The organism is Pseudoalteromonas sp. SG43-7 (genome assembly GCF_014164295.1).
In the GTDB taxonomy this organism is placed as follows: Bacteria; Pseudomonadota; Gammaproteobacteria; order Enterobacterales; family Alteromonadaceae; genus Pseudoalteromonas; species Pseudoalteromonas rhizosphaerae.
The window spans coordinates 53,571-73,301 of the sequence record NZ_JACJEY010000012.1 but is presented as its reverse complement, the minus strand read 5'-3'; the positions used below and the strand labels follow the sequence as shown (position 1 = coordinate 73,301).

Annotated in this window: 20 protein-coding genes; 8 read left to right on the top strand and 12 right to left on the bottom strand. The window is 40.9% G+C overall.

Annotated features, from left to right (window positions below; translation table 11 throughout):
- Nucleotide 1: 1 nt before the first annotated feature.
- Genes rplV through rpsJ form a run of 7 tightly spaced genes read right to left on the bottom strand, consistent with a single transcriptional unit; the run spans nucleotide 2 to nucleotide 3,381 of the window.
- Nucleotides 2-334, bottom strand: a complete 333-nt coding sequence (gene rplV / locus H5200_RS07640) for a 50S ribosomal protein L22 (protein WP_004588690.1) — start codon at nucleotides 332-334, stop codon at nucleotides 2-4.
- Nucleotides 335-348: 14 nt separating this feature from the next.
- Entirely contained in the window at nucleotides 349-627 is a 279-nt protein-coding gene (gene rpsS, locus H5200_RS07635; protein WP_010561269.1) for a 30S ribosomal protein S19, read from the bottom strand.
- Between the two features lie 15 nt (nucleotides 628-642).
- Entirely contained in the window at nucleotides 643-1,467 is an 825-nt protein-coding gene (gene rplB, locus H5200_RS07630) for a 50S ribosomal protein L2 (RefSeq protein WP_007376192.1), read from the bottom strand.
- Nucleotides 1,468-1,484: 17 nt separating this feature from the next.
- Nucleotides 1,485-1,787 (bottom strand): 50S ribosomal protein L23, encoded by a 303-nt coding sequence (rplW, locus tag H5200_RS07625; protein WP_054206127.1) that lies wholly within the window; start codon nucleotides 1,785-1,787, stop codon nucleotides 1,485-1,487.
- A complete protein-coding gene (gene rplD, locus H5200_RS07620; RefSeq protein WP_054206126.1) occupies nucleotides 1,784-2,389 on the bottom strand; it encodes a 50S ribosomal protein L4 in 606 nt (201 codons plus the stop codon). Before rplD ends, rplW begins: the two co-directional genes overlap by 4 nt.
- A gap of 17 nt (nucleotides 2,390-2,406) precedes the next feature.
- Entirely contained in the window at nucleotides 2,407-3,042 is a 636-nt protein-coding gene (gene rplC / locus H5200_RS07615; protein ID WP_054206125.1) for a 50S ribosomal protein L3, read from the bottom strand.
- A 27-nt stretch (nucleotides 3,043-3,069) separates the two neighbouring features.
- Nucleotides 3,070-3,381, bottom strand: a complete 312-nt coding sequence (gene rpsJ / locus H5200_RS07610) for a 30S ribosomal protein S10 (protein WP_002957900.1) — start codon at nucleotides 3,379-3,381, stop codon at nucleotides 3,070-3,072.
- 419 nt (nucleotides 3,382-3,800) lie between these two features.
- Here rpsJ and plsB point away from each other — a divergent pair, with 419 nt between their 5' ends.
- On the top strand, nucleotides 3,801-6,245 hold the full coding sequence (plsB, locus tag H5200_RS07605; protein WP_149980446.1) for a glycerol-3-phosphate 1-O-acyltransferase PlsB: 2,445 nt from the start codon (nucleotides 3,801-3,803) through the stop codon (nucleotides 6,243-6,245).
- Nucleotides 6,246-6,259: 14 nt separating this feature from the next.
- On the opposite strand, the gene tesB is transcribed toward plsB, so the two are convergent.
- A complete protein-coding gene (gene tesB / locus H5200_RS07600) occupies nucleotides 6,260-7,117 on the bottom strand; it encodes an acyl-CoA thioesterase II (RefSeq protein WP_145237887.1) in 858 nt (285 codons plus the stop codon).
- A gap of 76 nt (nucleotides 7,118-7,193) precedes the next feature.
- Between tesB and H5200_RS07595 the strand changes: the two genes are divergently transcribed.
- Nucleotides 7,194-7,652, top strand: a complete 459-nt coding sequence (locus tag H5200_RS07595) for an EVE domain-containing protein (protein ID WP_182761254.1) — start codon at nucleotides 7,194-7,196, stop codon at nucleotides 7,650-7,652.
- Between the two features lie 87 nt (nucleotides 7,653-7,739).
- Complete coding sequence (locus H5200_RS07590; RefSeq protein WP_149980444.1) at nucleotides 7,740-8,771, top strand: cytosolic protein; 1,032 nt, start codon at nucleotides 7,740-7,742, stop codon at nucleotides 8,769-8,771.
- A 62-nt stretch (nucleotides 8,772-8,833) separates the two neighbouring features.
- Here the strand turns inward: H5200_RS07590 and H5200_RS23960 are convergent, their stop codons facing one another.
- A complete protein-coding gene (locus H5200_RS23960; RefSeq protein WP_149980443.1) occupies nucleotides 8,834-9,043 on the bottom strand; it encodes a hypothetical protein in 210 nt (69 codons plus the stop codon).
- On the bottom strand, nucleotides 9,043-10,110 hold the full coding sequence (locus H5200_RS07585) for a potassium channel family protein (RefSeq protein WP_182718559.1): 1,068 nt from the start codon (nucleotides 10,108-10,110) through the stop codon (nucleotides 9,043-9,045). Before H5200_RS07585 ends, H5200_RS23960 begins: the two co-directional genes overlap by 1 nt.
- A 169-nt stretch (nucleotides 10,111-10,279) precedes the next feature.
- Here H5200_RS07585 and H5200_RS07580 point away from each other — a divergent pair, with 169 nt between their 5' ends.
- Entirely contained in the window at nucleotides 10,280-11,230 is a 951-nt protein-coding gene (locus tag H5200_RS07580; protein WP_149980441.1) for a chemotaxis protein CheV, read from the top strand.
- 165 nt (nucleotides 11,231-11,395) lie between these two features.
- A complete protein-coding gene (locus tag H5200_RS07575; RefSeq protein WP_182718558.1) occupies nucleotides 11,396-12,709 on the top strand; it encodes a short-chain fatty acid transporter in 1,314 nt (437 codons plus the stop codon).
- Between the two features lie 51 nt (nucleotides 12,710-12,760).
- Here H5200_RS07575 and H5200_RS07570 read toward each other — a convergent pair whose 3' ends face one another.
- A complete protein-coding gene (locus H5200_RS07570) occupies nucleotides 12,761-13,777 on the bottom strand; it encodes a metalloprotease (protein WP_182718563.1) in 1,017 nt (338 codons plus the stop codon).
- A gap of 144 nt (nucleotides 13,778-13,921) precedes the next feature.
- Between H5200_RS07570 and H5200_RS07565 the strand changes: the two genes are divergently transcribed.
- Nucleotides 13,922-15,142: an EAL domain-containing protein gene (locus tag H5200_RS07565; RefSeq protein WP_149980438.1), complete on the top strand. Its 1,221-nt coding sequence runs from the start codon at nucleotides 13,922-13,924 to the stop codon at nucleotides 15,140-15,142.
- Here the strand turns inward: H5200_RS07565 and H5200_RS07560 are convergent.
- Nucleotides 15,139-16,215, bottom strand: a complete 1,077-nt coding sequence (locus H5200_RS07560) for a CNNM domain-containing protein (RefSeq protein WP_182718562.1) — start codon at nucleotides 16,213-16,215, stop codon at nucleotides 15,139-15,141. The two genes, H5200_RS07565 and H5200_RS07560, sit on opposite strands and share 4 nt — an antisense overlap.
- Nucleotides 16,216-16,371: 156 nt before the next feature.
- Here H5200_RS07560 and H5200_RS07555 point away from each other — a divergent pair, with 156 nt between their 5' ends.
- Together H5200_RS07555 and H5200_RS07550 are read left to right on the top strand one after the other, a co-directional pair.
- A complete protein-coding gene (locus H5200_RS07555) occupies nucleotides 16,372-18,867 on the top strand; it encodes a S9 family peptidase (protein WP_182718557.1) in 2,496 nt (831 codons plus the stop codon).
- Between the two features lie 154 nt (nucleotides 18,868-19,021).
- On the top strand, nucleotides 19,022-19,729 hold the full coding sequence (locus H5200_RS07550) for a response regulator transcription factor (protein ID WP_149980436.1): 708 nt from the start codon (nucleotides 19,022-19,024) through the stop codon (nucleotides 19,727-19,729).
- Nucleotides 19,730-19,731: the final 2 nt, after the last annotated feature.

The following is a 19,731-nucleotide window of genomic DNA, read 5'->3' as shown; positions in this document are numbered from 1 at the left end:
CCTAGCTATCTGAAACCACAACAGTGATGTGGCTTGTACGCTTAAGGATGCGGTCTGCGCGTCCTTTAGCACGTGGCATAATACGTTTCATTGTTGGACCATCGTCCACAAAGATCGTTGTTACACGTAGCTCATCAATGTCAGCACCTTCGTTATGCTCTGCGTTAGCAATAGCAGACTCAAGTACTTTCTTAACTAATACAGCCGCTTTCTTAGGGCTGTACGCCAGGATTTCTAGTGCGCGATCGACAGGTAACCCGCGGATCTGATCTGCAACTAGACGTGCTTTTTGCGCCGAACCAGAGGCGAATTTATGTTTAGCTAATGCTTGCATTTATCATTCCCCTCTTAACGTTTCTTCGCTTTCTTATCCGCAGCGTGGCCACGGTAAGTGCGAGTTGGTGCAAATTCACCTAGTTTGTGACCGATCATTTCGTCAGAAACGAAAACTGGTACATGCTGGCGACCATTATGGACAGCAATGGTCAATCCGATCATGTTAGGTATGATCATTGAACGACGGCTCCAAGTTTTAATTGGCTTCTTGTCACCGCTTTCCAAAGCTTTCTCTACCTTCTTCAGCAAGTGTAGGTCTATAAAAGGACCCTTCTTGAGAGAGCGTGGCATGGCTATTCCTCAATATTACTTAGTACGACGACGTACTATAAATTTATCCGTACGCTTGTTCTTACGCGTCTTAGCACCTTTAGTCGGCTTACCCCATGGAGACACAGGATGACGACCACCAGATGTACGACCTTCACCACCACCGTGTGGGTGATCAACCGGGTTCATGGCAACACCACGAACTGTCGGACGAATACCACGCCAGCGATTTGCACCTGCTTTACCAAGTGAACGAAGCATATGCTCAGCATTGCCTACTTCACCTAGCGTCGCACGACAATCTGATTCAACTTTACGAACTTCGCCTGAACGAAGACGTAATGTTACATACTGACCATCACGAGCAAGGATTTGAACGTATGCACCAGCAGAACGTGCGATTTGAGCACCTTTACCTGGTTTTAATTCTACGTTGTGAACAGTCGAACCTACAGGCATATTGCGCATAGGTAATGCATTACCAGGCTTGATTGGTGCATCAACACCAGACTGGATTGCATCACCAGCTTTTAAGCCTTTTGGTGCGATAATGTAACGACGCTCACCGTCTGCATATAATACAAGTGCGATGTTTGCGCTACGATTTGGATCATATTCTAAACGCTCAACAGTGGCTGGAATGCCATCTTTAGTACGTTTAAAATCGATTAAACGGTAATGCTGCTTATGACCACCACCGATATGACGAACCGTAATACGACCATTGTTATTACGACCACCTGATTTAGAGTTTTTCTCTAATAGTGGTGCGTATGGCTTGCCCTTATGTAGATCTGGGTTTACCACTTTAACTAGGTGACGACGACCCGCAGAAGTTGGCTTACACTTTTGAAGTGCCATAATTCTAACTCCCCTTATTACTCGGCGCCGCCGACAAAGTCTAGTTCGCTGCCTTCTTTAAGAGTAACGTAAGCTTTTTTCCAGTCGCTACGACGACCGAAACGTGCGCCAGTACGTTTTGTTTTACCCTTAACATTAAGTGTGCGAACACCAGTTACTTCCACTTCAAAAAGCTTCTCTACAGCTGCTTTAACTTCAGCTTTAGTTGCGTCATTTACTACTTTGAAAACAATCGTGTTGTTTTCTTCAGCAGCAATAGTGCTTTTTTCAGAGATATGTGGAGCAAGGATCACTTTTAAAAGACGTTCTTCACGAATCATGCTAGCGTCTCCTCAAGTTGCTTAACAGCAGCTGCTGTAATAAGTACCTTATCGAAAGCGATTAAGCTTACAGGGTCGATACCAGCTACATCACGCGTGTCAACCTTGTACAGGTTACGTGCCGATAAAAATAGATTCTCATCTACTTCTTCAGTTACGATTAGAACATCTTTAAGCTCAAGTTCTTTAAGCTTAGCAACTAGTTCTTTAGTTTTTGGTGCTGCTAGAGCAAAACTTTCAACAACGATTAAACGCTCTTGACGAACTAATTCAGATAAAATGCTTTTGATCGCACCGCGGTACATTTTACGGTTTACTTTTTGGCTGTGGTCTTGTGGTTTAGCTGCGAAGCTAACGCCACCTGAACGCCAAATTGGACTACGGATTGTACCAGCACGTGCACGGCCAGTACCTTTTTGAGCCCATGGTTTTTTACCACCACCGCTTACTTCAGAACGTGTCTTCTGAGCACGAGTACCTTGACGAGCACCTGCTGCGTATGCAACAACTACTTGATGTACTAATGCTTCGTTAAACTCACGTCCAAAAGTAGCTTCAGAAACTTCAAGACCGCCAGAAGCGTCTTTAATTGCTAATTCCATCACTAAATCTCCAGGACTTATGCTTTAACAGCAGGTTTAACGATAACGTCACCGCCGATAGCGCCAGGTACTGCACCTTTAACTAAAAGCAAGTTACGCTCAGCGTCAACGCGTACTAGTTCTAAGTTTTGAGTCGTTACACGCTCAGCACCCATATGACCGGCCATTTTCTTACCTTTAAACACCTTACCAGGTGATTGGTTTTGACCGATTGAACCAGGAGCACGGTGAGATAGAGAGTTACCATGTGTAGCGTCTTGCATGCTGAAATTCCAGCGCTTAACACCACCTTGGAAACCTTTACCTTTAGAAGTACCGGTTACGTCAACTTTGTTGATTTCGTTGAATAATTCAACAGTAAGCTCAGCGCCTACTTCAAAATCGCCTTCACCACCATTTAGGCGGAATTCCCACAGACCGCGACCCGCTTCAACACCAGCTTTAGCGAAGTGACCCGCTGTTGCTTTGTTTACACGGCTTGCTTTTTTAGTGCCTGCGGTTACTTGAAGCGCGTTATAACCGTCTGTTGCGTCAGATTTGATCTGAGCAATGCGGTTAGGTGTCGCTTCAATAACTGTCACAGGGATAGATACACCATCTTCAGTGAAGATACGTGTCATACCCACTTTACGACCGACTAGACCTAATGCCATTTTCCTAAAACCTCTCTAATCTTTCGATTAACCCAGGCTGATTTGAACATCAACACCAGCAGCAAGATCTAAACGCATAAGTGCGTCAACAGTCTTGTCAGTTGGTTCTACGATGTCGATCAGACGTTTATGGGTGCGGATCTCGTACTGATCACGCGCATCTTTATTAACGTGCGGTGATGTAAGTACAGTAAAACGTTCAAAGCGTGTAGGTAGTGGAATTGGACCACGTACTTGTGCGCCAGTGCGTTTCGCAGTTTCCACGATTTCCGCCGTTGATTGGTCAATCAAACGGTGGTCAAAAGCTTTTAGGCGAATACGAATGCGTTGATTTGACATTCTTAAACCTCAATATAAAGAGCATTTAAAAGAGCATAAAAAAACGACCGAAACAATCTTAAAAACATAAGATGCCGGTTGTTGATTTATATCTACGTTGAGTTCCAAATCGGAACTCCTGTTTTATTAGCTTGAAATCCAAGCTTAATGTTCCTTCCAAGTTCCCGGGGGAATTTTGAAAGCCTGCGTATTATAGTGATATTGGTGATAAATGCAACAACTATTTCAAACTACCAGAATGAGGATTATTTATACTGTAAAAAAGGGTTGTCACTATGTCGTCATTACTGGGAATTTACTATAGTTAGGAAGCCATGCAATCGTACTTGGCACTAATGATAATGGTCAGTCCAGTTTTTAATTGTTATTATTCATCCTTATTTTGCTTTTATCTCTTAATCCTTAACCTTGGTGAGTTGATGCGTATTTTTAATTATTGCTTGAATTTTGTGTCTATGGTGATGAATCGCCTATTTGTGAAAAGCAAAGTACTGCCCGAGAACCCAATTGAACAATACGGTCTTAATCCCGCCTACCCTACTTTTTATATAGTTAAACTTAATGCTCGCTCAGATTTAGCGGCTCTTGACCGAGTTTGTAAAAAGTACAACCTGCCCAGACCAACTGAACAACAGCTGTTGGGTAATGCAGAGTTAGACCGCTTTATTGGCCTACAAAATCCACCACCACTGTTTGGCAGCCAAGCGAAGCCAACTGACGCGCTAAACCAGGGTAAACAAATAATTGCTCAACTATTTACCAGTGGCGAAAAAAACGTGCAAGTCATTCCGGTCACTATTTTATGGGGTCGTAATCCAGGTAAAGAAAAACCAGGTTTAGGTACGCTGGTTTCGCACTCACTTACACCTAGCTGGTTTCGTAAGTTTTTTGTATTACTGTTTTCAGGGCGTGATAACTTTATACGCTTTAGTCAACCGTTGGATTTATCGTTATTAGTAAATGAAAAAGCCGATGTTGATGAGTTACCTCATAAATTACTTCGCGTCGCTAGGGTGCATTTTCGTCGTCAAAAATTGGCGGCAACGGGCCCTAAAATGCCCTCACGCGAGCAACTATTTAATTCATTGTTAGCATCACCGACTATAAAAAAAGCAATTAACGATGAAGCAAAAAGCAAAAAAATCAGCCATGAGCAAGCACGGCAAAATGCGTTAAAGCTATTAGATGAGATTGCTGCTAACTACAGTGATGCCACCATACGTGTTGCAGATCGTGTATTAACCTGGCTATGGAATAAGCTCTACAACGGCATTGATATAAAATACACCGAACAAATCCATGATCTAACCAATAAAGGTCATGAAATTATTTATATGCCGTGTCATCGCAGCCACATGGATTACTTATTACTTACCTACTCGATTTATCATCTTGGTTTAGTACCGCCACATATTGCTGCTGGTATTAACTTAAACTTCTTCCCAGCAGGCGGCATATTCCGCCGCAGTGGCGCATTTTTTATCCGCCGCTCATTTGCTGGCAACAAGCTTTACTCTGCTGTATTTAAAGAGTATTTAAGTCAGTTGTTTATCAAAGGTTACTCAGTTAAGTTTTATACTGAGGGCGGACGTAGCCGTACCGGGCGTTTACTACCACCAAAAACAGGTATGTTGGCGATGACACTACAAGCTATGTTACGTGGTATTGATCGCCCTATTTCGATTGTGCCGGTGTACATTGGTTATGAACACGTCATGGAAATAAATACTTATCTGAAAGAACTCGCAGGTGATGATAAAAAAGGCGAGTCGATTTTCGGTATTTTCAAAGCCATTAAAAATCTCAAAAACTATGGCCGCGGCTATTTGAATTTTGGCGATCCGATTTCGGTTAATCAATATTTAAATGAGCATCAACCTGATTGGCGTGAATCTATTCACCCAACTGATGTACAAAAACCACAATGGCTTGGTCCGCAAGTGGCGACTTTAGCGGATAAAGTGATGGTTAATATTAATAGTGCCGCCGCGCTTAACGCAGTTAATTTACTGGCAATGATCTTACTGGTAAATGATAAGCAAGCATTGAGCAAACCTAAATTGTTAGCACAACTAGACTTTTACTTACATTTACAACGTAGCGCTAGTTACAGTGAAAAAATCACCACCCCAGATGAAACTTCATCACAGTTACTCGAACATGCTTTAAAGTTGAATAAATTTGACGTTATAAGCGATGAGTTTGGCGAGATTATCGCGATTAACGATAAAGAGAAAATCCTCTTTAACTACTACCGTAATAATATTCTTCATGTGTTTGCCGTACCAAGCTTACTGGCACTGCATATATTTAAAAGCCATAAAACGACAGTATCGCAGTGCCAAAAATTGGTTAACTGTTTTTACCCGATGTTTGCTAAAGAATGGTTTTTACACGAACTTGATGAAAATTATATCACCCGCATACTGGCCAGCTTTGTAGATCAAGATTTAATAGAAATTGATGGTGATAACATAAAAATCACCAACAGTAATGATTGCTTAGCCAAGCTGGAAATTCTAGGTCGTGCGCTTAGCTTAACCCTGCAACGCTACGCCATTGTGATTGGCTTTATTCAAACCAGTAAAGAAATTGAACGCGCAGAACTTGAACGCGAAAGCCAAGTATTAGCGCAGCGCTTAGGTACCTTGCATGGTATTAAGACTCCTGAGTTTTTTGACAAAAAAGTATTGGTAGGCTTTATTAGCAACTTGCGCGAACAAAATTTAATTAGCGAAACCGAGAATGGCTTACAGGGCAGTACTGAACTTTGTGAAGTGTATATTCATCTTAAAGCCTTGCTGCCAGCGCGAGTCTGGCAGTCAATTAGTGATATTGTGCAAGGACAATGTAAGCAAAAATAACTGCAAGCGGCATATTAACGCTGACGCATTACACCTTCTTGGATCGTTGAGGCAACTAAATTGCCTTGACGGTCAAAGAACTGACCACGCACCAACCCCCGCCCTGAGCTCGCACTTGGGCTATCAATGGTATATAAGATCCAATCATCCATTCGAAACGGACGATGAAACCACATCGCATGGTCAATTGTTGCTACTTGCATGTTTGGCTGCATAAACGAGACACCATGGGGCTGTAGAGCCGTTGGTAAAAACTCAAAGTCAGACGCATACGCCAATAAATAGTTATGAATACGTTGATCATCTGGCATCTCGCCATTGGCTTTGAACCAAATATGTTTAACCGGCTCCATTACCTCTGGCTTAAATGGGTTATGAAAGGTGACCGGACGCATTTCAATCGGCATTTCGCGAATAAACTTATTGCGGATCACCTCAGGTATATGAGATGCGTGCTCTTGATAAAACTCCAGTGATGAGCGCAGCTCCTCAGGAGCAGGTACATCCGGCATAGTAGCTTGATGCGACAAGCCATCTTCAGCACCTTGAAATGATGCCGTCATATAAAAAATAGGTTTTCCATATTGAATAGCACTAACTCGGCGAGTACTAAAGCTCTTACCATCACGGATCGTTTCAACATCGTACACAATTGGCTTTGCAGCATCACCAGGGCGTAAAAAATAAGAATGCAGTGAATGAACAATACGGCCTTCCGGTAAGGTTTCTTTAGCTGCAGACAGTGCTTGGCCCATGACTTGACCACCAAATACCGCACGAAAACCCAAATCTTGGCTTTGCCCTCGATACAAGCCCTGCTCTATTTCTTCTAACGTTAATAACGACAATAAATCATCTAAAACTTGGCTCATAGTTGCTCCTCAATCCCATTTAGATTTTAATGATACTATAGACAAGTATGATGTAAATATTTCAAGGATCCTAGTTATGGCGTATTGGTTATTTAAAACTGAACCCGATGCATTTTCAATCGACGATTTAAAAAGCGCCCCTGCACAAACCACTGCATGGGAAGGTGTGCGCAACTACCAAGCCCGTAATTTTATGCGCGAGGGCGTAAAGCTCGGCGATTTAGTAATGATTTACCATTCTAGCTGTAAACACGTCGGCGTTGCAGGTATCGCAATAGTGACTGCTGAAGCCTACCCAGATCCTTGCCAGTTTGATTTAAGCAGTGATTATTACGATCCTAAATCAACCTGTGATAAACCGAGATGGGTTGTGGTTGATGTAACCTATCAGCAGCATTTAAATAAATTAGTCAGCTTAAAAGCGATTAAAGAAAACGACGCCATCACCGAAATAGCTCTAAAAAAAGGTGGTCGATTATCGGTAATGCCAGTGACTAAAGCGGATTGGCAAGCAGTTATAAAAATGGCAGAGTAACAACAATAATTTGCTGCTAATACATCACGTTTTCCTTCTTTTTCCAAATTTGCTAAAATAGTTGGCTTGTTTTAGTTAGGGGGTTAGATGAAATTACTGTATTGGTTAGATGAGTGGTTAACTCTACCTCAAGATGAACAGCAAACCAGATTACCTATCTCTGGAGGCGATTTACTTGGCGATGTTTTTGTTAAGTATCACTTTATTGATATAAATAAGCCTTTATTGTTCACCTTTTCTCCTGCAGGTACTAATTACCAAGAGCATGATCTCAATGATGATTTTAGCCCTTGGGGATTTCAACTAGCGCAAAAACAACATGTGAATGTTATTTCTTTTCAGCACTTAGGAATAAGTAATTGGTTTAGACACCGTAATTTACTGTTTTTCCTCGAGCAACTCGCTCCCTTGCTAACACCCTTTACCCAGAGATTAGGCTACGGCTTAAGCCGAGGTGGCTTTGCTGTGGGTGCATTTGCTAATTTACTAAAGCTAGATAAGGTACTGTTATTTCACCCTGTTAGCACCAAAAATAAAGCACTAGCTCCTTGGGATGACCGCTCAAGTACCGATATAGCACAACAATTCGATTGGGAGCAAGATTACCACGATCTCGATTTAGGCAATGCTAAAGGCTATATAATTTACGACCCGACCAATCGTATTGACCGTGGCCATGCTAAGCGCTATTCGCAACTAACCCACTTACGCGTGTTTGGTATGGGTCACAGTACCCATGCCACCTACCTAAATAAATTTGGCTTCTATAAACAAGTGGCCGTCGACTTTATTAGCCATCAACAAGTCGATATTGCGCAATTTCGCCTACAAACCAAAACCCTGCGCTTTAAAGAAGACTATTATAGAAGGCTCAACAAGGCGAATGCTAAATCGGCACACCGCCAAGTATTATTAAGCAAAGCGCACAACATACTAATTGATGAAAAAGCAGCGCATGTGCAAGAGCATCAAGCAAAAATTGATATTCAACCATTGATTGATGTCGCGCTAAAGCACCAAGATGAACACCCTAAGGATGCCATTCAGCTGCTGGAAGTTGCTCAGCAACTTGCCCCTGATGATCCTTTAGTGGAGCACAAACTAAAACAGTTAAAATAAAAAACCGTGTTTGTTTAATCAAGCACGGTTGGCAAATTTATATGTAAACTGACAACTCAATTTTAACCTTTCTTTTTCTTGGTAGTTTTCTTTTTGTGCCCGTGCTTGGGCACTATCGCAAAGTACATTATCAGTGCGAGCCAGGAGAAAAGGATAATGCCTATTAACCAGCCATTTTTTTCATGACCTTGCGTGCGCTTACTGTTAAGCACAATTACCACTGGTAAAATATAAGCACTCAAAAGTAGAATTAAAAACGCCACTTCATTCATTACTTAGCAAGCCCCTGCCAATCGACTTCGCTGCTTAAAACACGATCAACCGCAATGTAATGTAAAATATCACCACTGTTAACCGGATAATCCAGTGGTGGATTTAAATCCATATTTTGCGCACTCAGGTTGTGAGCAACACCAAGTAAAATAGCATCATGGTCGTGTTTAAAATGATGAAATAATTTACCAAATTCCATTACCGCTAAATCAGCAGGAATAGCTAAACTAAACTGGGTATCACCATGCAAAGTAGATAATAATTCCTCTTGTACACGACTTGAGCCGGGGTCTTGCATTGAACGTACTAGAATTTCGGCTGACTTAGCCGTTGAACATTCCACGTTGTAACAATGTTCTAGTAGCATTTCGACTTTACTCTCATCGTTAAAGTGCGCACTAATATGGCAGTCATCTTTCACTAATTTACTAATGCGCAGGGCGGTGGTAAAAGTTTCGTCGTCGTCTTGCCCGTCAATAATAATTTTATCTGCCAGTTTAATTGCGACCCTTTCCAGCTCGCTTAAATCTGTAAAACTAGTTAAGCGTACAAAATCAACATGGGCATTAGCTAAAAATGGATGCTCCATTGACTCTGTGACCGCAAGCAAAATTCGTCGATCCAAACGCTTTTGGTCAGCGAGAATATAATCAATCATTTTTTTAGTACGAATTTGATGCCAGCCAAAAATAATAATGTGATTGTGAAAATGTGCAAAACTTTTATCACCCGTCATAGCGCGCCTAATTAAATAAGTAACTGTTTGCCCTGTTTTACCTAACAGAACACCAAATAAAGCTAAACCAAATGGAATTTGCAGTATCGCCACAATCCATCTACCCAGATCTGTAGTTGCACTAAAATCACCATATCCTACCGTTGAGGTAGTAACGATATAGTAATAAACAAAGGTGCTAACGGGCCTTAGTGCGGCTTCTCCTGCGAAGATTAACAACAACCAGATCAAGACCATATGTAATAATGTAGCAATAGCGACAGCTTGCCAACTAACCTGATCAATATGATTTCTGACTAGTAAAAATAATCGTTTAAATATAAAAGGCATGCCCACACTTGGTTATTCAGCTATCAATTATCCGATAAGTTACTGTAATGCTGAAATGAAGGCAATGCTTGAAATACCTTTGAGGATCAAGATTATTATCTAGACTGCTTTTTTAAAGTAGAACAGTGTAAGCTATACTTGAATTATTAATTATAAAGTCGAGCGTGTTATGTCAGGTGTATTAGCTTCTGTTGATCAACGAACTCAACTCGTTGGTGAAAATCGCTTAGAGTTATTATTGTTTTATTTGCACAGTCGTCACTTGTTTGCTCTTAATGTCTTTAAAGTTAAAGAAGTAGTGAAACTGCCGCATCTTAGTATCATTCCACATGCCCATCCTAAAATATCAGGCGTGGCCAATATTCGTGGTGAATCAATCCCTGTTATTGATTTACGCCAAGCGATTTGCATGTCTGCGGCTAAGAATACTGAAGATAGTAACTTAGTGATCACTGAATACAATCGTACAGTACAAGGGTTTTTAATTGGTAAGGTTGATCAAATCGTTAATATGACATGGTCAGATATAATGCCACCGCCTTCCTCTATCGGTAAAAATCATTATCTAACTGCGCTCACTAAAATTCAACGTGATGGCCAAGAGCAGTTAGTAGAGATCATTGATGTAGAAAAAGTACTAGCAGAGATTATTGAGTACGAAGTGCAAATCTCTGATGAGGTACTTGACCAAAGTATCGTAAACGAATTTGTTGGCCGAAAAATACTCCATGCTGACGACTCACCTACAGCACGAAAACAAGTGAGCGATACATTAACGCAGTTGGGTATTGAGATTATCCCAGCCAGTAATGGTCTTGAAGCACTCAATATGCTTAAAGCCTGGGCTGATAAAGGCATGGACGTAGAAAAAGAATTACTGATGGTGATCACCGATGCAGAAATGCCAGCAATGGATGGTTATCGCTTAACGCACGAGATCCGTAACGATAACCGCTTAAAAAATCTGCATGTGGTACTTAACACATCCCTCAGTGGCAGCTTTAACCAAGCCATGGTCGAGAAAGTGGGTTGCAATGCGTTTTTATCTAAATTTCAACCAGACTTACTCGTAGAAGAAGTACAAACACGTTTAAAAGCGGTCCTCGCACCACAGAAATAGCACTGTATCTAAGCGTGGCTTATGCCACGCTAGTGCTTGAATTAACGTTTGTTATAATGACGAACAAATACGCGATTTAATACCACGACTACAACTCTATTTGCCAATTAAACGCTTTCGTGATTAATTGGCAATATGTAGCAATAATCAAAACACACAATCATTATGCTAAATCATGTTGCCAAACCGTTCACTAAATTAGTGGAACGTTACCTACCCGATCCATTTATTTTTGTTATTTTACTCACACTACTTACCTTTATAATTGCGTGTGTAGTGACACCTTCAAACCCACAACAAGTGCTGAGCGCGTGGGGCAGTGGTTTTTGGAACTTACTAAGTTTTGCCATGCAGATGCTGTTGGTATTACTCACCGGATATATGCTGGCAAGTACACCGATGATGAGCCGACTGCTCACGCAATTAGCAAAACTTGCCAATACTGCGCCAAAAGCTATTTTATTAGTGACTTTCGTATCATTACTCGCCAGTTGGATTAACTGGGGATTTGGCTTAGTTATTGGCGCTTTATTTGCCAAAGCAATTGCCCGCCACACACTCGTTGATTATCGCTTACTGGTTGCCAGTGCGTATTCTGGCTTTATTGTTTGGCATGGTGGCTTGGCAGGCTCAATTCCTTTAACTATCGCAACGTCAGGGCATTTTGCACAGCAAAGCATTGGTGTGATAAACACCAGCGAAACACTGTTTTCAGGATTTAATATAGCTATAGTTATTGGCTTATTTATCATTATGCCACTGGTTAATCGTTATATGTTACCCAGCGCAAAAGACAGCATTTATGTTGATAAAACGCTATTAGCAGAACCGATACCTAAGCCCTACAATGTTAGTCGCCCTGCCGATAAAATTGAACACAGTAAGTTATTAGGACTAGGCATTGGAGTACTTGGGCTAGTTTATTTAGCTAATTATTTTGTGTTTAGTGGCGGCTCACTTAATTTAAACAGTGTGATTGCACTGTTTTTATTTTCTGCGATTTTACTGCATCAAACGCCGTATAATTTACTTAATAGCCTGCAGCAAGCAGTCCCCAGCGGCGCAGGGATTATTATCCAGTTTCCATTTTATGCAGGGATCATGGCAATCATGGTACAAACGGGTTTGGCGCAGCAGATATCACAAGGATTTATCGCCATCGCCAGTGCACAATCATTGCCATTTTGGAGCTTTTTAAGTGCTGGCTTAGTAAATATATTTGTGCCCTCAGGTGGCGGCCAATGGGCTGTACAAGCGCCTATAGTGATACCCGCAGCACAAGCTCTGGGTGCAGATATGCCGCGCGTCGCGATGGCAGTAGCGTGGGGGGATGCGTGGACTAATCTTATTCAGCCATTCTGGGCTTTACCGGTATTGGCAATTGCCGGCCTAAAAGCCAAAGACATTATGGGCTTTTGTTTAGTGCAGCTAATTATAACCGGCGTGTTTATATCATTGATGTTGAGTTTTTATCCGTAACGCTTGCTGCAAAAATACAGCGTGAGTAACACCTCACGCTATTTAAATTTGTTAACTCGATAGAATTTTCATTGGCAGGCTTAAAATTGCGTTTTCAGAATCAGCAAAATGCATCATCACAGCCACATGGCCTGCAACTACCAAAGCGTACATCACAGCCGAAAAACCTTGCCCGTATTTATCTAGTGGCAGTAAATGCGAATAGTGGCGGCCGCGCCATTCAAAGGCGATTTCCAGTGCACCGATAAATAAGAAAAACACTAATAGCATTAAACCAAAGGTGTAGCTTAGCCATAAGCCAAATAACACGCCTAAAATACAAATACTTAAACCAACCCATGAACGCATTGAGAAGCTAATACTTTTTAATACATGCCCGCCATCAAGCGGTAAAATAGGCAGCAAGTTAAATAAATTCAATAATGCGCTGAGTACTGCGACCCCGGCAAATATTTCCATCTCGGTGGCATAATAAAGCACCACACCAAGTACGGAGGTGATCAAACCAAATGCAGGCCCCATTAAAGAAATCACCACATCTTGCCAGCGGGTGGTAATTTTATCGTCGCTTACGGCAAGCCCGCCAACAAATGGGATTAAATAGATACCCTTGGTTTTAATACCAAAATATTGCATTGCTCTGACATGGCCGTACTCGTGGATCACCAAACAAGCAATTAGCATAAGCGCAAACTCAAACGTAAATAACCAAGCATAACCAGCCACTGAGGCGCCCGCTAATACTACCTTGACGACTTTCGCACTTTTAAAAATCTTAAAACCGAGCGCAAATAATCCAAGCAGCCCCTGCTTAGGTTTAGTTTTTTCAATAGGCGGTAATGTCAGTTGTTTTACAAATTCATTATCAATATGTAGCGCTATACTATGCTCAATGACCGTACTGGTGTCTAAACCAATCACTTGATTATTTAGCTTAAATTCAAAATAGTTAACACGTGGATTATCAAATCCGATTGCCTGTTGTTGCTGAAAAATTTTTACAATTTGTTGCCCCGCGAGCACTAAACTAAATTGTTGATCAGCAAGGGTCAGCTGTATTTGCATGATGTCACTTCAAATCTTAAAAATTATATCGTTAGTATACCCATTTTTTTAGCTAGATTATGGAATATATTTGCAACTATAAAGCTGACACCTTCGCTATTCTCGACTACTTTTAGTTAACGAGTAAATTTTATTTCAGGGAAGAAAATGACAAAGCTAGCACGCAGCATTTTGGTCGTTGATGATTCAAAAGCTATTTTAGTAGTGATGCAGGCTATCTTAAATGAGCTTGATGTGCCCAATGTAACAACCTGTTTAGATGCGCAAGATGCCCTCAATAAAGTAAAAGCGCATCCATATGCTTTTGATGCCGTATTTACTGATCTGAATATGCCGAACATGGATGGCATGGAGCTTATTCGTCACCTTGGCGAGTTACATTACCCTGGGGCAATTGTCATTATTTCTGAAATGAATTCAAAAATCATTGATTTAGCGGCTGATTTAGCGCGTAAAAACAACGTACATTTAATTGGTAATATCGCCAAACCAGTACAACTCAACCAAGTTTATACACTGCTACAAAAACTAGAGTATTTAGCTTGTCATACTGAAAAGCCCACAGAACCAATTTCTGAAACGCAATTACTGCATGCGATAAGCCATAATGAGATAACGCCGTTTTATCAACCAAAAATAAACCGTACTAATAATAAAGTTGAAAGCGTAGAAGTATTAGCCAGAATTGTGACCGCAGCACAAGGTGCTATATTTTTACCTGAACGGTTTATTTGTGTTGCTGAAGATTTAGATTTAATTAATCTGATCACGTTTCAGTTGTTTGAAAAGGCAACAGGCGATTTCTCAGAAATAAAAACTCGTTTAGGCTACAAACTTAAACTGGCTTTTAATTTGTCCCCCTGCCAGCTAGAAGATTTAAGCTGCCCGGATAAGCTGGCTTTAATTTTACATCTTAATCAACTGACCCCAAGTGAGATTATTTTAGAGATCACAGAACAGCATGCTTTATCCAGTTCTGCACAGCTAGAAACTCTAAACCGTTTACGAATGCGCGGTTTTGGCATTTCTCTTGATGATTTTGGCACCGGCTTTACCAATGTACAGCAATTAAAAACATTGCCTTTTACTGAGGTGAAAATAGATCGTACCTTGATCAGTAATATTGAAAGTGATTTATTTTCTCAAGTCATTGTTAGTAGCTTAGTAAATATAGCCATTCAAGATGACTTAACAATTGTCGCTGAAGGCATTGAGCGCGTTGAAGAGCTTGAATACTTAGATCGTTTTAAAGAGCACATCTTAATGCAGGGCTTTTTGATCAGTCGCCCAAAAGGCAAAACTGAATTTATTCGTTGGGCGCAATCATGGCTACATATGGTTTCATTAAATAGTCATAGCCGACGTTAATTTTTTCGTTTCGCCATGGTATTCTCAGCACTTAACAATTTATTGCTACTTTCCAAGCGCTGACGCCAGCGTTGCTTAGCAACTGCCTGCATATTAGCTGATTGATCATGCTCATCGACTATTTCAAAGCCCATTAACGCTTCGATCATATCTTCGAGTGTCACAATCCCCTGCACATCACCATATTCATCTATCACTAAACAAATATGAGTACGCTCAGCTAGCAAAGTATGCAATAAAGTAGGTACGTATAAAGTCTCTGGCACAGTATAAATAGGTTTTATCAACTTACTGATTTTATAGTTTTCACCCAACCTATGATACGCCAGCATAATATCGTTTTTATGCACAAAACCGATAATATCATCACCATTTTTATCATATACCAACACCCGAGAAAACGACGCTGAACCATGCTCAGCCAAATATTGATTTACGGTTAAATCTTTATGTACTTTAAACAAAACGGTACGCGGGGTAATTAACGCATCTAATTTGGCGTGACGAAAATGCAATAAACTACGGATGATTTCAGACTCTTCCTGATGTAAGGCACCTGATTGCGATCCCATATCAGCCATGGCTTCAATTTCTTGGCGAATATAGTACTCTTCGTTGTAATTACGACCCAACATACCGGTGAGTTTTTCAGCAAGCCACACAAAAGGTTTGAGTGCGATAACTAAATACTGTAATGCTTTGGTCACCATAGGAGCAAGCGTTCGCCAATGCTTTGCGCCCAGAGTTTTTGGAATGATTTCCGACAACACTAATACTAACAAAGTCATTATCGCCGAAGCAATTCCCACCGCCGCATCAGAAAAAACTACGGCAGCTTGTGCCCCTACACCGGCAGCTCCAGCAGTATGGGCAACCGTATTTAAGGTTAAAATAGCAGCTAAAGGCTGATCAACATTGGTTTTCAAGTGCTCGAAACGCTTGGCTAGTTTAGGCTTTTTTTTACGTAATACTGCAACATAGCTAGGCGTTATACTCAATAATACGGCTTCCATAATCGAACATAAAAAAGAAATCGTAATCGCCGCTACCATGTAAACGATTAATAATGTCACTGTTACCTCTACGCTACTCAATTGCTCAACACCTTACCAAGTGTCAGCCCTAACCTCAAACCTTATACTGCTGAGCAATGGAATCCATCGCAGAGCACTTTTTGACATCACAACCACATGCTATATTAAATTAAATTCCCTACATCAGGCTCAATAATGAATTTTAGTTCACTATGGCGCGGAAAAACACCTCGCCTAACAACCACACTCGCGGTGTTAACTTTAAGCACGTTAAGTAGCGCTCTAGTGGCTGCACCATTAGATAAAGCAGATATTAAGTTTATTGGCCCAATTGCAGCCGACATGCAGCTAAAGCCATACCAAACTGAGCATCAAGATGCGATTATTAACGCCCTATTACCTAGCATTCAACAACCAACAACAAGCATTACGGTATTTGGCGAAAAATTAAAATGGCAAACCTTAGATAAAGTAAATGCATTAACCCTCGGCGGTCTACAAGCATTAAAGTTTACCACTCATGCTGAGCGCTTTAGCCAAGGCACATTGACACTCAAAGGTATCGAAAAAGCGCAGTTGTTTATCAATGGTGAAAAACAAACAGCCACAAAAGAAAGCTATGAACTGGCATTACCGCAAGGCGATCACCAAATAGTGATTATTGCTGAACAAGTTGCTAATTGGCACGATGTTGACGTTGATTTCGAGCCTAAAGCAGCAATTGATCGATTAACTTTTAGCAATAAAGAGCAACATGGTTTATCTGCCAAGCAACTGTTTGATGCCACAACGGTCAGTTCACTATCTTTAGCACCTGATGCCAAACACTATTTAGTGGCAAAACGCCATTATCAAGATAGCACGGGTAATCAAGCAAATGTGATCACTGAGCTAAAAAATGATGATAATCAAATAGTTTACCGTTTTGAGTCGGGTCAACCGAGTAACATTATTTGGAGCCCTGATAACAATTATTTAGTCTATCTATTAGATGGAAAATTAAAGCAATTAAACCGCAAAACCCTTAATCTTAAAGTGATTGCCAACAACCTAGAGGGCGCGGGTGACTTTGCTTATTACGATAACAACAGCTTAATCTTCAGCTGGTCCAAATCACCAGCAGCTGATAACAGCCTAACTAAACACTACCAAGGTTTACAAGATCGCTGGTCATATGCCCGCACAACCTCACAAGCTTACTTATTAGATATAAGTACAGGCCTGAGTAAAGCATTGAGCCAAGGACCACTTAGTCACAGTATTGAAGATTTTAATAGCAAACGTGGTACGGTATTACTGAGTCGTGGTGTGCAAGTAATGCAAGCGTCGACTCACCCCACCACAGAGTTAGTGGAACTGAATATTGCCAATGCGAGCAACACAGTTATTGGTCAGTTTACTACGTTTAATCAAGCTAAATACACAGGTGATGACATTTATGTCACTGCGGGTCCTGATTTTAAAGATGGTTTAGGCAGAAACCTACCTGAGAATATGCTTGCCAACAACTATGATGGACAGCTTTACCTATTAACTGATCATGGTAAAAATGCAGCACCATTAAGTCGTGAATTTGATCCTGCCATTGGTCAACTTGAAGTACTCGCTAATGGCGATGCCCTCGTTAAAGTCACTGAGCAAGATACGATTGCTTTATACCTGTACGATAAAAGTAAACAACGCTTTAGCAAACTCAAAACAGGTTTTGATGTAGTTGAACAATTCAGTTATTCAAACAACCGCAGCCCAGCTATTTTAGTTAGCGGCTCTAATGCATCATCTCCACAGCAATTAAAACAGTTAAGTATTAATAAAAACACCGCAACCACATTGTGGGATTCTAAACCACAAGCGTATGCAAATACCGATATAGCCAGCTTAGATGAATTTAACTTCATCAATACCGCAGGTGTTGAAATTAAAGGTCGTGTTTACTTTCCAAGCAATCTTGATAAGAACAAACACTACCCAGCATTAGTATATTACTATGGCGGTACATCACCGGTTACTCGTGGTTTTACTGGGCGTTATCCTTTCAATTTATGGGCAGAGCATGGCTATGTGGTTTATGTAGTGCAACCGACCGGTGCAACTGGATTTGGCCAACAGTTCTCTGCTAAGCATGTGAATGCGTGGGGTCAATATACTGCTGACGATATTATGCAAGGTACCCAAGCACTATTAAAACAGTATCCATTTATTGATAAAAATCGTTTAGGTAATTTAGGCGCATCATACGGTGGCTTTATGACTATGTTACTGACCACTAAAACAGACATGTTTAGTGCCTCAATCGCACACGCGGGGATTTCTAATATTACCTCGTATTGGGGTCACGGTTGGTGGGGCTATTTATATTCTGGCGAAGCCTCTAAAAACAGCTATCCTTGGAATAATAGTGAACTATACAGCCAACATAGCCCGGTTTTCCATGCAGACAAAGTAACCACACCGCTACTGCTATTACATGGTGATGCTGATACCAATGTACCTGTAGGCGAAAGTCACACTATGTATACTGCGCTGAAACTACTAGGCAAAGATGTTGACCTTATTGAATATAAAGGGGCGGACCATCAAATTTTTGCTCGCGATCAACGCTTTGATTGGTGGAATACTATGCTTGCCTACTTCGATAAGCATTTAAAAGAGCAACCACAGTGGTGGCAGTACTTATACCCTGAAAAGTAGCTTTTATTCTGTTCAACAGGTAAACCTAGTATGTTTACCTGTTGATAATAATTAAATAATCACCTAAATAGTGCATAAATACTAAAAATCGCCCTTCTCACCTTTTACGAATGAGTGATAACATAGAGGCATCATTAAAGGTAATTAAGATACTATGACTATTCATGTTTTATTGGTTGAAGATGACGAACTATTAGTTAAACGCATAATCAATCATTTTGCAGAGACTGAATTTTGCATTGAGAATGATGCAACTGGCGCTGATGCCTTAGCTATAGTGCAATCTCGCGCTAATAATTATGATGCCATATCATTAGCAATTATTGACATAGTATTACCTAAACGTGATGGCTTACATTTAGCAAAAGAACTCAACACCCTCACAGACATTGGTGTGATCATGCTTTCAAGCCGAGATTCTCAAGCCGATCGTATTGCCGGACTTGCTCAAGGCGCTGATGACTATATTTGTAAACCTGTTGATTTATTAGAGCTTGAACTGCGTATAAGAGCACTTTATAAGCGCTTAAAAAGCAATAATAACAGTAGCGATGAAAGCGAAGAATTTATTGAATATGCTGACTTCAAACTGCATCCAGACAACCGCACTTTAATCACTGCTAATGGCATTGAATCTAGGCTCACTGAAGCGGAACATAAAGTGTTAATTTGTTTGATCTCAAACGCAGGAAAAGCCACGTCTCGTGAAAAAATATCAGAAGAAATTGGCCAGCCAGATTGGAGTCCAAATGACAGAACTGTTGATGTTTTAATTGGTCGCTTACGTAAAAAACTGAGCGATGAAAAAGACCAAAAACGCATCGTTACGGTACGCGGTAAAGGCTACATGCTGTCAATTTAATG

Coding starts and splice junctions, on each gene's coding strand:
- tesB (WP_145237887.1), bottom strand. CDS start 7,117: ATGAGCCAAGTTTTAGATGATTTATTGTCGTTATTAACGTTAGAAGAA.
- rplB (WP_007376192.1), bottom strand. CDS start 1,467: ATGGCACTTCAAAAGTGTAAGCCAACTTCTGCGGGTCGTCGTCACCTA.
- H5200_RS07585 (WP_182718559.1), bottom strand. CDS start 10,110: ATGCCTTTTATATTTAAACGATTATTTTTACTAGTCAGAAATCATATT.
- rplW (WP_054206127.1), bottom strand. CDS start 1,787: ATGATTCGTGAAGAACGTCTTTTAAAAGTGATCCTTGCTCCACATATC.
- plsB (WP_149980446.1), top strand. CDS start 3,801: ATGCGTATTTTTAATTATTGCTTGAATTTTGTGTCTATGGTGATGAAT.
- H5200_RS07580 (WP_149980441.1), top strand. CDS start 10,280: ATGTCAGGTGTATTAGCTTCTGTTGATCAACGAACTCAACTCGTTGGT.
- H5200_RS07550 (WP_149980436.1), top strand. CDS start 19,022: ATGACTATTCATGTTTTATTGGTTGAAGATGACGAACTATTAGTTAAA.
- rpsJ (WP_002957900.1), bottom strand. CDS start 3,381: ATGTCAAATCAACGCATTCGTATTCGCCTAAAAGCTTTTGACCACCGT.
- H5200_RS07595 (WP_182761254.1), top strand. CDS start 7,194: ATGGCGTATTGGTTATTTAAAACTGAACCCGATGCATTTTCAATCGAC.
- H5200_RS07575 (WP_182718558.1), top strand. CDS start 11,396: ATGCTAAATCATGTTGCCAAACCGTTCACTAAATTAGTGGAACGTTAC.
- H5200_RS23960 (WP_149980443.1), bottom strand. CDS start 9,043: ATGAATGAAGTGGCGTTTTTAATTCTACTTTTGAGTGCTTATATTTTA.
- H5200_RS07555 (WP_182718557.1), top strand. CDS start 16,372: ATGAATTTTAGTTCACTATGGCGCGGAAAAACACCTCGCCTAACAACC.
- H5200_RS07590 (WP_149980444.1), top strand. CDS start 7,740: ATGAAATTACTGTATTGGTTAGATGAGTGGTTAACTCTACCTCAAGAT.
- rplD (WP_054206126.1), bottom strand. CDS start 2,389: ATGGAATTAGCAATTAAAGACGCTTCTGGCGGTCTTGAAGTTTCTGAA.
- H5200_RS07565 (WP_149980438.1), top strand. CDS start 13,922: ATGACAAAGCTAGCACGCAGCATTTTGGTCGTTGATGATTCAAAAGCT.
- rplC (WP_054206125.1), bottom strand. CDS start 3,042: ATGGCATTAGGTCTAGTCGGTCGTAAAGTGGGTATGACACGTATCTTC.
- rplV (WP_004588690.1), bottom strand. CDS start 334: ATGCAAGCATTAGCTAAACATAAATTCGCCTCTGGTTCGGCGCAAAAA.
- rpsS (WP_010561269.1), bottom strand. CDS start 627: ATGCCACGCTCTCTCAAGAAGGGTCCTTTTATAGACCTACACTTGCTG.